The 12,957-nt window shown below is 64.0% G+C and carries 12 protein-coding genes and 1 tRNA gene; 8 read left to right on the top strand and 5 right to left on the bottom strand.

Annotated elements, in window-relative coordinates:
* Positions 1 to 6 precede the first annotated feature (6 nt).
* The 3 genes from atpD (at position 7) to FFS09_RS24040 (ending at position 2,652) form a co-directional block, all read left to right on the top strand.
* Positions 7 to 1,413: a F0F1 ATP synthase subunit beta gene (gene atpD, locus FFS09_RS24050; protein ID WP_137921470.1), complete on the top strand. Its 1,407-nt coding sequence runs from the start codon at positions 7 to 9 to the stop codon at positions 1,411 to 1,413.
* A gap of 122 nt (positions 1,414 to 1,535) precedes the next feature.
* The gene (locus FFS09_RS24045) at positions 1,536 to 1,952 is read left to right on the top strand and encodes a F0F1 ATP synthase subunit epsilon (protein ID WP_137921469.1); all 417 of its coding nucleotides are present in this window, start codon (positions 1,536 to 1,538) and stop codon (positions 1,950 to 1,952) included.
* Positions 1,953 to 2,076: 124 nt separating this feature from the next.
* Positions 2,077 to 2,652 carry a cyclic nucleotide-binding domain-containing protein gene (locus FFS09_RS24040; RefSeq protein ID WP_137921468.1) on the top strand — a complete coding sequence of 192 codons (576 nt, stop codon included), beginning with the start codon at positions 2,077 to 2,079 and terminating at the stop codon, positions 2,650 to 2,652.
* Positions 2,653 to 2,682: 30 nt separating this feature from the next.
* Here FFS09_RS24040 and FFS09_RS24035 read toward each other — a convergent pair whose 3' ends face one another.
* The 3 genes from FFS09_RS24035 to FFS09_RS24025 are packed head-to-tail and all read right to left on the bottom strand — an operon-like array spanning position 2,683 to position 4,761.
* Positions 2,683 to 3,210, bottom strand: coding sequence for a TPM domain-containing protein (locus FFS09_RS24035; RefSeq protein ID WP_137921467.1), 528 nt, complete (start codon positions 3,208 to 3,210; stop codon positions 2,683 to 2,685).
* A 16-nt stretch (positions 3,211 to 3,226) separates the two neighbouring features.
* Positions 3,227 to 4,150, bottom strand: a complete 924-nt coding sequence (locus FFS09_RS24030; RefSeq protein WP_212745149.1) for a TPM domain-containing protein — start codon at positions 4,148 to 4,150, stop codon at positions 3,227 to 3,229.
* Positions 4,147 to 4,761 carry a LemA family protein gene (locus tag FFS09_RS24025; protein WP_137921466.1) on the bottom strand — a complete coding sequence of 205 codons (615 nt, stop codon included), beginning with the start codon at positions 4,759 to 4,761 and terminating at the stop codon, positions 4,147 to 4,149. Before FFS09_RS24025 ends, FFS09_RS24030 begins: the two co-directional genes overlap by 4 nt.
* Before the next feature lie 133 nt (positions 4,762 to 4,894).
* Here FFS09_RS24025 and FFS09_RS24020 point away from each other — a divergent pair, with 133 nt between their 5' ends.
* From FFS09_RS24020 to FFS09_RS24010, 3 genes are read left to right on the top strand one after another with little or no spacing between them, the layout of a single operon-like run.
* Positions 4,895 to 5,332 (top strand): YybH family protein, encoded by a 438-nt coding sequence (locus tag FFS09_RS24020; protein ID WP_137921465.1) that lies wholly within the window; start codon positions 4,895 to 4,897, stop codon positions 5,330 to 5,332.
* The gene (locus FFS09_RS24015; RefSeq protein ID WP_137921464.1) at positions 5,329 to 6,327 is read left to right on the top strand and encodes a YheT family hydrolase; all 999 of its coding nucleotides are present in this window, start codon (positions 5,329 to 5,331) and stop codon (positions 6,325 to 6,327) included. The genes FFS09_RS24020 and FFS09_RS24015 overlap by 4 nt, the downstream gene beginning before the upstream one ends.
* A gap of 11 nt (positions 6,328 to 6,338) precedes the next feature.
* The gene (locus FFS09_RS24010; RefSeq protein ID WP_137921463.1) at positions 6,339 to 6,869 is read left to right on the top strand and encodes a DUF2946 family protein; all 531 of its coding nucleotides are present in this window, start codon (positions 6,339 to 6,341) and stop codon (positions 6,867 to 6,869) included.
* A 72-nt stretch (positions 6,870 to 6,941) separates the two neighbouring features.
* On the opposite strand, the gene FFS09_RS24005 is transcribed toward FFS09_RS24010, so the two are convergent.
* Positions 6,942 to 7,781, bottom strand: a complete 840-nt coding sequence (locus FFS09_RS24005; protein WP_137921462.1) for a c-type cytochrome — start codon at positions 7,779 to 7,781, stop codon at positions 6,942 to 6,944.
* 342 nt (positions 7,782 to 8,123) lie between these two features.
* Between FFS09_RS24005 and FFS09_RS24000 the strand changes: the two genes are divergently transcribed.
* Positions 8,124 to 8,199, top strand: a tRNA-Arg gene (locus FFS09_RS24000).
* A 432-nt stretch (positions 8,200 to 8,631) separates the two neighbouring features.
* Positions 8,632 to 12,255, top strand: a complete 3,624-nt coding sequence (locus FFS09_RS23995) for an ATP-binding protein (protein ID WP_212745148.1) — start codon at positions 8,632 to 8,634, stop codon at positions 12,253 to 12,255.
* A gap of 351 nt (positions 12,256 to 12,606) precedes the next feature.
* Here FFS09_RS23995 and FFS09_RS23985 read toward each other — a convergent pair whose 3' ends face one another.
* Positions 12,607 to 12,822 carry a helix-turn-helix domain-containing protein gene (locus FFS09_RS23985; protein ID WP_137921461.1) on the bottom strand — a complete coding sequence of 72 codons (216 nt, stop codon included), beginning with the start codon at positions 12,820 to 12,822 and terminating at the stop codon, positions 12,607 to 12,609.
* Positions 12,823 to 12,957: the final 135 nt, after the last annotated feature.

Below are 12,957 nucleotides of genomic sequence, written 5' to 3'. Positions count from 1 at the left end.
TTCATCATGTCTCAAGTACAAGGCAAGATCGTCCAGTGCATCGGCGCCGTCGTGGACGTGGAGTTTCCGCGCAACCAGATGCCGCGCGTTTACGACGCGCTGAAAATGGAAGGCTCCGCCCTGACGCTGGAAGTCCAGCAGCAACTGGGTGACGGCGTGGTGCGCACCATTGCGCTGGGCTCGTCCGACGGCCTGCGCCGCGGCATGGTGGTGTTCAACACCACCAACCCCATCATGGTGCCGGTCGGCAAGGCTACCCTGGGCCGCATCATGGACGTGCTCGGCGCGCCCATCGACGAGCGCGGTCCGGTTGACCAGACGCTGACGGCATCGATCCACCGCAAGGCCCCCGCGTATGACGAACTGTCGCCTTCGCAGGAACTGCTGGAAACCGGTATCAAGGTGATCGACCTGATCTGCCCGTTCGCCAAGGGCGGCAAGGTGGGTCTGTTCGGTGGTGCCGGTGTGGGCAAGACCGTGAACATGATGGAACTCATCAACAACATCGCCAAGGCCCACAGCGGTCTGTCGGTGTTCGCTGGTGTGGGTGAGCGTACCCGCGAAGGCAACGACTTCTATCACGAGATGGCCGACTCCGGCGTCGTGAACCTCGAGAAGCTCGAGGAATCGAAAGTGGCCATGGTCTACGGCCAGATGAACGAGCCCCCAGGCAACCGTCTGCGCGTGGCGCTGACCGGCCTGACCATCGCCGAGTCGTTCCGCGATGAAGGCCGTGACGTGCTGTTCTTCGTGGACAACATCTACCGCTACACGCTGGCCGGTACCGAAGTGTCCGCCCTGCTGGGCCGCATGCCTTCCGCCGTAGGCTACCAGCCGACGCTGGCCGAAGAAATGGGCCGCCTGCAGGAGCGCATCACCTCCACCAAGGTCGGCTCGATCACTTCCATCCAGGCCGTGTACGTGCCCGCCGATGACTTGACCGACCCGTCGCCCGCCACCACCTTCGCCCACCTGGACTCCACCGTGGTGCTGAGCCGTGACATTGCCTCGCTGGGTATCTACCCCGCCGTGGATCCGCTGGACTCCACCAGCCGCCAGCTCGACCCGCTGGTCGTGGGCCAGGAGCACTACGAAACCGCCCGCGCCGTGCAGAACACGCTGCAACGCTACAAGGAACTGCGCGACATCATCGCGATTCTGGGCATGGACGAACTGGCTCCGGAAGACAAGCTGGCCGTGGCCCGCGCCCGCAAGATCCAGCGGTTCCTGTCGCAGCCGTTCCACGTGGCCGAGGTGTTCACCGGCTCGCCGGGCAAGTACGTGCCGCTGTCGGAAACCATCCGCGGTTTCAAGATGATCACCAGCGGCGAGTGCGACCACTTGCCCGAGCAGTCGTTCTACATGGTCGGCACGATCGACGAAGCCTTCGAAAAGGCCAAAAAGGTCGCGTAAAGCGGGAGCCCGGGGCGTCTGGCGTTGTTGCCGTGCTCGCCGTACCTTGGTACGGCTCCACGCGGCGCCTGGCCAGCCACCCCGCTGCTTGCTTTCCACTCACCTTTTTTATTGGAGTAACTATGAGCACCATCCGCGTCGATGTGGTCAGCGCCGAAGAATCCATCTTCTCCGGCGAGGCCAAGTTCGTGGCGCTGCCGGGCGAGGCCGGTGAGCTGGGCATTCTGCCCGGTCACATTCCGCTGATCACCCGCATCAAGCCCGGCGCCGTGCGCATCGAGAAGGCCGAGGGCGGTGAAGAATTCGTGTTCGTGGCCGGTGGCATTCTGGAAGTGCAGCCGCACCACATCACCGTGTTGTCCGACACCGCGATCCGCGGCAAAGACCTCGACGAAACCAAAGCCACCGAAGCGCGCCGGCAGGCCGAAGAAGCCGTAAAGAACGCCAACAGCGACCTCGATCTGGCCAAGGCCACATCGGAACTCGCCGTCATGGCCGCGCAAATTGCCGCGTTGCGCAAGTACCGCCAAAAAAAGTAAGCGACTTGTGCCGTTTATCAAGAATGGACCGGCCACGTGCCGGTCTTTTTCTTGGTGGATGCGGCTCGGTATGCAACAGTCCGACTACCATCGATCGCCTAGGCAATAAAGGACCGCGCACGACATGTCTTCCATATTCGAGAGTCCAGACACTGCTCCCGAGGAGGTGGCGGCGCGTTTGCTGGTGACGTCTTCGGCGCTGGCCGATCTGACGCTGGGCGATGCCTTGAAGGTGGTGGGCTATATGCGGCCCAAGCTCATCAAGGCGGGCACCGTCATCATCCAGGAAGGCGAGGTCAAGCAGACCGACTACATGCTGCTGGTGCTGGAGGGCGACATCGCGGTCGAGAACGAGTTGCCTGGATTGCACGAGAGCATGGTGGTGAACATCATGGGCCCGGGGCACCTGATTGGCGACATGGGTGTGCTGGACGGCGCGCCACGCTCGGCCACCTGCACCGCGAACACCGATATCGCCGTGGCCGTGTTGTCGCGCACGGCGCTCATGCGCCTGCTCAAGGACGACCCGAAGCTGGGCGCGCGTTTGCTGCTGGCGATCTCCAAGCGCATGGCCGATCGCTTGCGCGAGACCACGCGCAAGCTCAAGACTTTTGCGCAGATGAACAAGGCGCTGCAGCAGGAGCTCAGCGTGGCCCTGAACAGCCGCGCGGCATTTCCGGACAAGCGCGGACGCGGCTGAGCGGCTGGGCCTGAACGGCTCGATACGCCGTCAACGGCGCACGACGTTGTCCGACAGTTCGTTGACCCGCACCGCGCCGCTGTCGGCAGGGAAGTGGGCCACCAGCAGCGCCGACACTTCTTCCAACGCTTGCGTGAGACCGTCTTCAAAATGGCTTTGGCGCAACTGCGCGCCCAGGCGTTCGGCGATGGCTTGCCATTCGGCCGGTGGCACGCGGCGCGCGAGCGATCGGTCGGCCACGAATTCGATCGCGTGCTCGGCCAGCAACAGGTAGATCAGCACGCCATTGTTGTGCTCGGTGTCCCAGATGCGCAGGCGTCCAAACCAGGTCAACGCGCGTTCGCGCACCACGGTCGACAGCGGCGTGGCCGCATCGACGCGCCAGAGGTAACTCAAGGGCAGTGAGGCCTCCACGCACAACCGCACCTCGCCGCTGTGCCGGCCTTCGCTGGCGGCCACGCGGCGCGCCAAGCGCTCGGCCATGTCGTCGGGCACGGCGCGCACGGTGTCGGAGATGTCGAGCCAGCGGTGCTTGAGGATGCGAGCCAGTTTGTTCATGGGCCGTCGTCTTTCATCACCAGCCACCGGACGCACCGCCGCCGCCGAAGTTGCCACCACCGCCGGAACTGAAGCCACCGCCGCCACCAAAACCGCCGGAGCGACCGCCGCCACCGAAGCCGCCTCCGCCCCAGCCACCGTGGCGGCCCGAGCGCCCCGAGCCGCTCGAGGTGGGCGCCGGCAGGAATTGCAGGAACAACGCCGCGAGCATGCCCAGCAAGCCGGCGCCAATGGCCACCCAGAGCACCGTCGTCAGCACCCACGCCAGGCCGCCCGCACCGATGCCCGTGAGCACGGTGCCGAGCTTGTTGCCGAACATGCCGCGCAACACTGCCGAGGCGATGGGAACGGCAAAAACCAGAAAGACCAACGCGTCCATGACATCAAAATCGCCCGCGAGGCCTTTGGCGCGCGATGTCTGTTCGCTGGGCAGCGGCAACGCTTCACCGCGGATGCGCGCGAGGATCTGATCCACCCCGGCTTCGATGCCGCCGGCGTAGTCACCGCTGCGGAACGCGGGTGTGACCGCGCCGTCGAGAATGCGGCGCGCCATCAGGTCGGGGATGGCCCCTTCCAACGTCTTGGCGGTGGCAATGCGCAAGCGCCGATCGTCCTTGGCGATGACGAACAGCACGCCGTCGCCCACGTCGCGGCGGCCGATCTTCCAGGCGTCACCCAGGCGTTGCGTGTAGTCCGCAATGTCTTCCGGTGCGGTGGTGGCCACCATGAGCACCACAACCTGCGAGCCGTGCGATTTCTCGAACGCTTCGAGCTTGGCTTCGATGGCCGCGAGCTGGCTGGCGTCGAGCGTACCGGTCTGGTCCATGGCGCGCGCACGCAATTCGGGCACGGCTTGCTGCGCCAGCGACGGCATGGCGGCAAGGAAGAAGCAGCAGAGGCCCAGCAGCGCGAGCAGCGGTCGGGCCGACCAACGGGTCATGGCTTCTTGTCGAAGTCCACCTTCGGCGGTGTCGAGATCTCCGCCTCGTTGGCGACCTGGAAGTTGGCCTTGGCCGCGTAGCCGAACACCATGGCGGTGAGGTTGGTCGGGAAGCTGCGCGCGAGCACGTTGTACTCCTGCACGGTCTGGATGTAGCGGTTGCGCGCCACGGTGATGCGGTTTTCGGTGCCCTCAAGCTGCACGCGCAAATCGCTGAAGCCCTGGTTGGCCTTCAGGTTGGGGTACTGCTCCACCACCACCATCAGGCGGCTGAGCGCGCTGCTGAGCTCACCCTGCGCAGCCTGGAACTGCTGCATCGCCGCCGGGTTGTTCAAGGTCTCGGGCGTCACCTGGATGGACGTGGCCTTGGAGCGCGCTTCGATCACGCGGGTGAGTGTTTCCTGTTCGAAATTGGCCTCACCCTTCACCGTGGCGACGATGTTGGGGATGAGGTCGGCACGGCGTTGGTACTGGTTGAGCACCTCCGACCAGGCCGAGCGGCTCTGCTCGTCCAGGCGTTGGAAATCGTTGTAGCCGCAGCCGGTGAGGCTGGCCGCGAGCAGCAGCGTGGCGATCCAGGTGAACAGGCGACGTCGAGCGGGTGCGTGCATGAAACCAACCTCCGAGGATTGCGTGGGCCTCAAGCCGGACGTCGGCATGGCGACCACGGTCTGCGGGACTATACCGCGCGGTCATGCCATGCCGGTACTTCCAGCCCTTGGTGCAGACGGCAAAATACGCCGCATGTCCAAACCCAAACTTCCCCCCGGCTCACCGGACGACACGGAGGCCGCTTTCTACGATGCCTTGCAGCACGCCGACATCGAGCGCCTCATGGCGTGTTGGGCCGACGAGGATGACATCGTGTGCGTGCACCCCGGTGGCCCCCGGTTGTTGGGGCCTGCCGCCATTCGCGCCGCCTTCGAAGCCATGTTTGCCAACGGCAGCGTGCAGGCCCACGCCGAGAAGGTGCACCGCCTTGATGCGGGCGGCTGTAGCGTGCACAGCGTGGTCGAGCGCGTGGCCATCATGACCGATGACGGCCTGCAGCACGCCTGGGTCGTGGCGACCAATGTGTTCGTGAAAACCGCGCAAGGCTGGCGGTTGGTGGCGCATCACGCCAGCCCGGGTTCGCGGGTCGAACCGCCTGAAGTCCTCACAACCAAGCCGGTGCTGCATTGACGCGCGATCGCTTCTCCTATCTCGCGCCGTGGTGGTTGCCCGGTGGCAATGCGCAAACCATCTGGGCCGCCCGTGCCGCCCGCCGTCATTTCGGGCCGGCGCCGCGCTGGCAGCGCAGCCGCTGGGACACGCCGGATGGCGATTTCATCGACGTGGACGAAGCCCTGCACGCCAGCGCGCCGCAAGCGCCGTTGCTGGTGCTGTTCCATGGCCTCGAAGGCTCTTCGGCGAGTCAGTACGCCGTGGCCTTCGCCGATTTCGCCGCGGCCCATGGCCTGGCCTATGCCGTGCCCCACTTCCGCGGATGCTCGGGTGAAATCAACCACGCCCCCCGCGCCTACCACTCCGGCGATTTCAGCGAGATCGACTGGATCCTGCGCCGCTTCGCCCACGAGAACCCCAGCCGGCCTTTGTTGGCGGTTGGCGTCTCGCTGGGCGGGAACGCGCTGATGCGATGGGCCGGTGAAATGGAGCAGAGCGCGACCCAACTGGTGTGCGCCATCGCGGCGGTGAGCTCTCCGCTGGACCTCGCCGCTGGTGGTTACGCCATCGGACGCGGCTTCAACCGGGTGGTCTACACCCGCATGTTCATGGGCACCATGGTGCCCAAAGCCCTGCAGAAGCTGGAGCAGCACCCCGGGCTCTTCAAGCGCGAGGCGCTGCTTGCCGCGCGCGACCTCTACGAATTCGACAACCTCTTTACCGCGCCGCTGCACGGGTTTCGCGACACCGTCGACTATTGGACGCGTGCCTCGGCCAAGCCCGTGCTGCACCGCATCCGCGTGCCCGCGCTCGCCCTCAACGCGCGCAACGACCCCTTTGTGCCCGCCGCCTCGCTGCCCACCTTGCAGGACGCAGGGCCCTCGGTGACGCTGTGGCAGCCTGCGCATGGCGGCCATGTGGGCTTCCCGGTGTCGCACGGCCCCTTCGGCCTGCCGGGACATGTGCGCGCCATGCCCGAAGCCGTGGGAAACTGGTTGCTTGCACAGCTTTGAGGAAGAACGCCATGGACGACATCGTCAAGGCCGCAATGGCCAAATGGCCCAACGTGCCGCACTGCTTCGGCTGGCTGGGGCTGGACGCGCGCGGCAACTGGTACATGCGCGACGACCGCATCCAGGCCCAAGGCGCATTCGCCGTCGCCAAGGGCTCGCTGCTCACACACGAGAAGCTGATCGACTTCATCCACCGCAATTACGCCGCCGACGAGAAGGGGCAGTGGTTTTTCCAGAACGGGCCACAGCGCGTGTATGTGGAGCTCGAGGCCACGCCCTGGATCTGGCGTCTGCAACCCGATGGGCGCGTGCTGTCGCACAGCGGCGTGGAGAGCGGGGCCGTCAAGGAGAGTCTGCTGGACGAGACCGGCCGCTTGTACCTGGTCGCCGACCTGGGCGTGGGCCTGGTGCACAGCGCCGACATGGCCCTGGCGGCCGATGCGGTGGAAGCGGGCCGCTGGACACCGCGCAACGTCATGGCATCTGCGCTGCCCGAGCGCCATGGATTTGTGCCGAGCCCGCAGCAGCGACAGCAGTCTTAGCGCAGGCAGATTCGCTCGCCCAACAAAAAACCGGTCTGGCGACCGGTTTTTTTTGTTGCAGCAGCGGCGTGCTTACTTCGCCGCGGCCAGCATGTACTGCACGGCAGCCTTGATGTCGGCGTCGGCGGCCGTCGAGCCACCCTTGGGCGGCATGGCGCCCTTGCCTTTGATCACGGTGGCGGTCAGGGCATCGAGGCCCGCGCCCACGCGGGGGGCCCAAGCGGCCTTGTCACCGAACTTCGGTGCACCGGCCACACCGGCCACGTGGCACACCGAGCAGGCTTGTTTGTAGAGAGCCTCGCCAGCGCCAGCCGCCACCGTGGCGGATGCGGGCGCTGCTGCGGCTGGCGCAGCCGCCGCCGGCGCGGCTGCAACCGCTGCAGGTGCCGGTGCAGCGGCGGGTGCGGCTGCCGCGGGAGCCGGCAGTTGCGGCACAGCGAACTTGCCGCCTGCGGCATTGGCCATGTGCACGACGGCACGGCCGATTTCAGCGTCGCGGAATGCGCCACCGCCTTGTGCGCCCATCGCGCCCTTACCCTTGAGGGCCGAATTCAGCAGCGCGTCGTAGCCGGTTGCGATGCGAGCGGCCCAGGCGCCGGCGTCGCCGAACTTGGGCGCACCCGCCAGACCCGCGCCGTGGCAAGCCACGCACTGGGCCGTGTAAACCGCTTCACCCGATTGCAGCGGGCGGTTGGCGTCGCGAAGCTCCAGCGTGCCCACGCGCTGAATGCGTTGCGCCGTGGCCTGTTCCACGTCCACCGCACCGGCAGCCGGCTTGTTGGCGGAGATGACGTAGTACACCAGCCCGATGATGATGAAGATGGGTGCGACAAACGCAAAAAAAGACGTCCACAACAGTTGCGTGGGCGTCTTGATCGGGCCGGTGTGGTCTTCGTGCGCGTGGTCGCTCATGGTGTCCTCGGGGGGTGGCGAAACAAGGCCAGTAAAGTAATGGGGCGAGCCTGTCGTGGGGCAGGCAAAACAGCCTTGGATTATAGCCAAGCGCCCTTTGGCAGCAGGGCGGAGCCCAGAGAGCGGGGGTGGGGCCGGTACAATACCGGCGGTTGCGGCTGTAGCTCAGTGGATAGAGTATTGGCCTCCGAAGGCTGTCGTCATCGGAGCAAAACGCGACAGGTAGACTATTGGTCTCCAAGCAGCATGCGGCTGTAGCTCAGTGGATAGAGTATCGGCCTCCGAAGGCTGTCGTCATGGCGGCCTGCAGCAGCGAAACGAGTATTGGTCTTTTTACAGCATGCGGCTGTAGCTCAGTGGATAGAGTATCGGCCTCCGAAGCCGAGGGTCGTGGGTTCGATCCCCGCCAGCCGCACCAAGCCTTGCGTTTTGAGCAAGTGCCTGCACACATCGTACGAGGCACAAAGTTTCCCTCCTCCACGGAATCCCACGTACTGGGGCACATAGCGCCAGTAGACCAAGAGTCAGGACTGATCTGTTGGAAACGACCTGTGCCTTATCCGTGCCCAGTGTGTGCCGCGACCACCTACTTTGATCAGAACAGCTTGTTGAAAACGACCCTTGCGCTTGTGCCGTTGCTTGGTGCGAGTTTCGAATTCGACCCCTTGCTGTTCTTGACTTCTTGAAGCCGACGGGCTGGTTTGCCGCGTACGGTCTTGATCTGCTCTGGAGGCATGATTGGTCCTCGGCCGCGAGCGGGCTTGCCAGCGGTCGTTCTTCGATCGCGGTTAACCGTATCGCGGCTCGGCGTGGGCTGACGCCATTCTCGCGGCAGAAGGGAACGCGAACGATGACTGAGAACATCAAGAACACGGCAATCACCGCCGCTGGCTACATCTATCAGAACCGGCAAGGGCTGCTGGTGTTGTGCGACTGGCTGGATGCGCCGAGTCGCTTTTCGAAGGTCAAGTTCGAGTGTGACGTTGAGGCGGATGCACCGATGGGCCTGGACGACATCGTGGTCGAGCGCACGGACGGACTGCAAGACCTCAAGCAGGTCAAGTTCACGCCAAACCCAGATGCGCACCCGCTGTCCTTGGATTGGCTGCTTGAGAAGTCCGGCAAAACGGAGCGGTCCCGGTCGATGCTGAAGAAGTGGTTTGACGCGTACAGGGCGCTGGACCCGGAACGCATCGGCCAGCTCTCTCTGCTGACCAACCGGCGGCCAGATGCCGAGATCGAAGCCTACCTGGCTGGGGACAAGATTGATTTCGCCAAGGTTCCTGACCCGAGGCGCGCGGCGCTCGTCGTCGAACTCGGCGGCGAGAAGAACTGTGAGGAGTTTCTCGGCCGACTGCAGATTGCGCACAGCGACAAGGGCTTCGAGACCATCGAGCACGAAGTCAACGCTCGGCTGCGCGCGCATGGGACGCCGGAGGGCATCGCCGTCCTAAAGAATGTCGCCCTGAACTGGGCGACGCAGAAGAACTCTCCGCCGCCGTCCGGTTGGATCACGTTGCCTGACCTTCGCGCGATCCTCCAGGCGACGCCGCCGGCACCGCTACCGGAAGACTTTGCGGTCCCCAATGGCTATGAGGTGCCCGATGCTGACTTCCACGACGCTTTCGTCGAGGACGCGTTGCGTTCAGCAGGCAAGGCGATCGTTCTGACCGGTCCGCCTGGTCGCGGCAAGAGCACCTACCTCAGCGCGCTGTGCGACACACTCGCCGACAAAGACATTCCGACGGTCCGCCACCACTACTTCCTATCCACGACGGAGCGCGGCCGGGATCGGGTGCACGGCTACGTCGTCGAGGAGTCGATCCGATCGCAGATCGAGCGATTTCATCCCGGCGTCCCTCGTCCGCACGGTGGCCTGCGCGCGCTGCTGGAAGCCACTGCGGCGCACTACAAGTCGCTCGACAAGCTCTTCGTGCTGATTTTGGACGGCCTCGACCACGTCTGGCGAGTCAACGCCGAGGACAAACAGCCGCTGGAGGACCTGTTTGCGCAGTTGATACCATGTCCTGAGAATATGGTGCTGCTCGTGGGCACGCAGCCGGTGGACGACGCCCAACTGCCGGCAGACCTGTTGATTGCGGCGCCGAAGGCGAGTTGGAAGACGCTTCCCGCCATGTCCGGCGACGCCGTCCTTTCGTACTTGCATCGAGCGGTGCAGACCGGTCGGCTGAGCACAGGCCTTGAGCCCGATGAGCCGGATGTTCATGCAGAGCCGGAGGACGTCGAAGCGCCAAAGGTTTTTGCTGCGCGCCAGGCTTTCGCTGAGCAAGAGTTGCAGAGTGCCGCAGCCGCGCTACGCGCAAGGACCAACGGTCACCCGCTGCATGTGATCTATGCGACCTCCGCTCTGGTGCTTGCCGGTGGCAAGGTCACACGCTGGGACGTCGAGCAACTCACCGGTGATCTGAGCCAAGACGCAAAGTTCTATTACGGGTCGCTGTGGGAGCGTCTTTCGGCTAGCTTGAAGGATGCGCTGCGACTGGTATGCGCTTTCCCGTTCTTCTGGCCGCGGACTGCGTTCTATGAGATCGCGACCGCGATGAAACTGGCGGTGTCCGAGATCGAGAAGGTCGAACATTTGCTTCATTCGTCGGCCGCCGGGCTGAAAGTTTTCCATGAGAGCCTGGCCGTGTATGTGCGCTCGACCGATGGCTACGCCGATCGCATCGCCGCGCTGAGGCCAGAGGTCGCGCGCTGGCTAGAGACGTTGGCGCCCAACGCTCTACGGGTGAACTGGCTCTGGACAGTCCGGGCACAGCTTGGCGATCCAAGCCACCTGATCGCGGGTCTGACCCGGGACTGGGTCCTGCTGCGCTTGGAAGAGGGATATCCCCAAACGCTGTTCGACACGCTGATCACAGACGCCGTGGCTGCGGCGCTGGACCGGGCCGAATTCGCGCAGGCCTATCGCCTCCAGCACCTGAAGGCCCGCATGGTTGAGGGCAGCCAATTTCAGATGCCGGACGAGGACATGGCCCGGCTGGCCTCTTACACGTGGACGCTGGCGGCGGACGATGGGGTGATCCGCGAGGCCGTTGCTTCCCGGCACGAGACGGATATCAAGCTCGTGGCGGCGCTGGGCCTCGCGCTGCGAGCGCGCGGCGACCATGTCGTGGCTGAAGCATGCGGCGAAGAGACGCTTCGGCGATTTCGGGGCGCGAGTCGGTTCTCAAGAGAGTACGCCACAAGCAACGGCTTGGATGTCTTCAGGTTCCTGGCAAGTGCGTTTGCGCATCTGGGCGCGGTGGGGACCACGCCTGAGGGGCTCAAGCGGCTCGTGACACAGGCTCACCCGGAGGGATGGTTGCCATGCGTCCGGCGGATGGCCGCCGAAGGGCAACTCGACGAGTTGATGTCGCTCGCGGCCTCGATGGGCGACGGCTGGCGCAAGCGCGTGGTCAGCGATGCCTGCCTCCGGGCCGCGGCTCAGGTCAATGTGAACATTGTCGAACGCGGCGACTTCAAAGCACTCGCCACGACGCCCTTCGTAGCAGCCGTCGAGACGGCCCACGCGCACGCCGCGACGACCTTGAATGCTTTGATCCCGATCGACTGGCTGGGACTCGACTACCGCGAGCGCAAGTTGGACCTTGCGAGGCTAGTGCACCATTGGTTCTTCAGCGCTGTGCATCTGAGCTTGTGCATGGCCGCAGAAGGGCAGACCGAGTTCAGCTTTGCACGCGCGCCGGTCTATGCCGACCGAGAGAACATCACGGACTTCATGAACGCGCTCTCGGGCGTCGCTGCCCAGGTGGCGCATCAATGGTGGCGGGGTGAGTTCGTAGACTTCCACGAGGTCTTTGAGCTATTAGACCCAGTGGAGTTCAGGCATTTCCGACAGAGCTACGACTGGCAATCTGCGGCAGAGGATTTTCGGGCTGCGCTGCATCAGGTGGCCTGCGACGTCCGTCTCGGCAGCATCCTATTGGGCCATGCCGTCGAGGCAGATCTGACGGAGGCGACGCTCGCTGCTGCAGGGTCGTTCAAGTGGTTCGACGCGACGTCGTTCCGCGAGCAATACGCCACGGGGCTGCTGACGAAGATGTCAGATGAGGCCGTTGCGACGTTCGTGCGCTCCCAGCGCGAGCAGTTCGATACGGAGGTGCGGCAGGAGACTAGCGTGCATCTACAAATGCCGCTTCAGTTGTGCGGGATCTCGGTCGCCCATGGTTTGGAGACATCGGCGCGCGAACTCTGCTCAAATCGAGGTGCGTCAAGTGGGCGCCGCGCTCAAGGTCCTCGAGGAAGAACAAATGGTGGCGGAATACGCTCACTGGAATGCGAGCTGGGGCCCGGTGCGTCCGGGGCCACTGAGTGGGGCCTGCGGTGCGGCCTTGGTCTCTCGCGGAACGACCTATCGCGAGTTCCCGTCCGCCGAAGGACAGGTGGTTCGATCGTTCTACCTCTGGCAAGTGCGCCTGCTTCACCGAAGCAACACATCCGTCGCGTTTGACGAAACCCTCAAGAGCGGTGTCTTCTTTGTCTAGCCAAGCGTCATTCCTGCGTTCAGGGTCACGGCTCGGACAGGTTGCCCTGCTGCGCTGAGTCTGGTTTCGTTCGCTTGAGTAAGGGCCGCAGGCTGGCAGATGCAGTTCTTCAACCTGTGCATCAACCTTAAAGCGGGCTGCGTGGAGCTCCAGTGGGGGTGCACAGGTTCAACTCCACGTACAACTGCGCCTGTTTCAGTTGGCGCCGCACCATGGCTATGTGAAGGGGCCGGCCTTAGATCCTTTGAGAATCCCTCCAAGGTGACTCGGATTTGAACGCGTTCGTGCCGGCCGCTCGGCCAATCCGGATCCTTGATTCAAGGCTGACCGGTGCTGCTCGTTCGCTCTAGCAACTCAGGCAAATCGATGCCGAAGTAGTCGCACAGCTTGTCCAGCACATCAATCTCTACTCGCTCAGCCGTCTCGTAGTACAGCCGCGTCAGCGTTCCGCGATTGATCCCGGTATCCCTTGCCACGTCGGCAATCTTGAGCTTTCGCTCCCCGAGGAGTCGGGCGAAGTGACAGCGGATCATGGCCTTGTTTTGTAGAAAATGATCTTCTAGAGACCAAAAAGACTTGCTTCTGTATAAAAGTCAGATATACTGACCTGCAGGAGATCAAAAAGGTCTGATTTTTTGCAAACTGGTCTCCCAGTGTAACTGTTCAAT

Origin of the sequence: Hydrogenophaga sp. 2FB (genome assembly GCF_005503365.1) — a bacterium.
Lineage (GTDB): Bacteria > Pseudomonadota > Gammaproteobacteria > Burkholderiales > Burkholderiaceae_C > Hydrogenophaga.
The sequence above is the reverse complement of the archived record's forward strand: the minus strand, read 5'-3'. Positions and strand labels throughout refer to the sequence as shown.

What these genes read in the sequence shown, in the direction of transcription:
- atpD (WP_137921470.1), top strand. Translation starts at nt 7, where the DNA reads ATGTCTCAAGTACAAGGCAAGATCGTCCAGTGCATCGGCGCCGTCGTG.
- FFS09_RS24045 (WP_137921469.1), top strand. Translation starts at nt 1,536, where the DNA reads ATGAGCACCATCCGCGTCGATGTGGTCAGCGCCGAAGAATCCATCTTC.
- FFS09_RS24040 (WP_137921468.1), top strand. Translation starts at nt 2,077, where the DNA reads ATGTCTTCCATATTCGAGAGTCCAGACACTGCTCCCGAGGAGGTGGCG.
- FFS09_RS24035 (WP_137921467.1), bottom strand. Translation starts at nt 3,210, where the DNA reads ATGAACAAACTGGCTCGCATCCTCAAGCACCGCTGGCTCGACATCTCC.
- FFS09_RS24030 (WP_212745149.1), bottom strand. Translation starts at nt 4,150, where the DNA reads ATGACCCGTTGGTCGGCCCGACCGCTGCTCGCGCTGCTGGGCCTCTGC.
- FFS09_RS24025 (WP_137921466.1), bottom strand. Translation starts at nt 4,761, where the DNA reads ATGCACGCACCCGCTCGACGTCGCCTGTTCACCTGGATCGCCACGCTG.
- FFS09_RS24020 (WP_137921465.1), top strand. Translation starts at nt 4,895, where the DNA reads ATGTCCAAACCCAAACTTCCCCCCGGCTCACCGGACGACACGGAGGCC.
- FFS09_RS24010 (WP_137921463.1), top strand. Translation starts at nt 6,339, where the DNA reads ATGGACGACATCGTCAAGGCCGCAATGGCCAAATGGCCCAACGTGCCG.
- FFS09_RS24005 (WP_137921462.1), bottom strand. Translation starts at nt 7,781, where the DNA reads ATGAGCGACCACGCGCACGAAGACCACACCGGCCCGATCAAGACGCCC.
- FFS09_RS23995 (WP_212745148.1), top strand. Translation starts at nt 8,632, where the DNA reads ATGACTGAGAACATCAAGAACACGGCAATCACCGCCGCTGGCTACATC.
- FFS09_RS23985 (WP_137921461.1), bottom strand. Translation starts at nt 12,822, where the DNA reads ATGATCCGCTGTCACTTCGCCCGACTCCTCGGGGAGCGAAAGCTCAAG.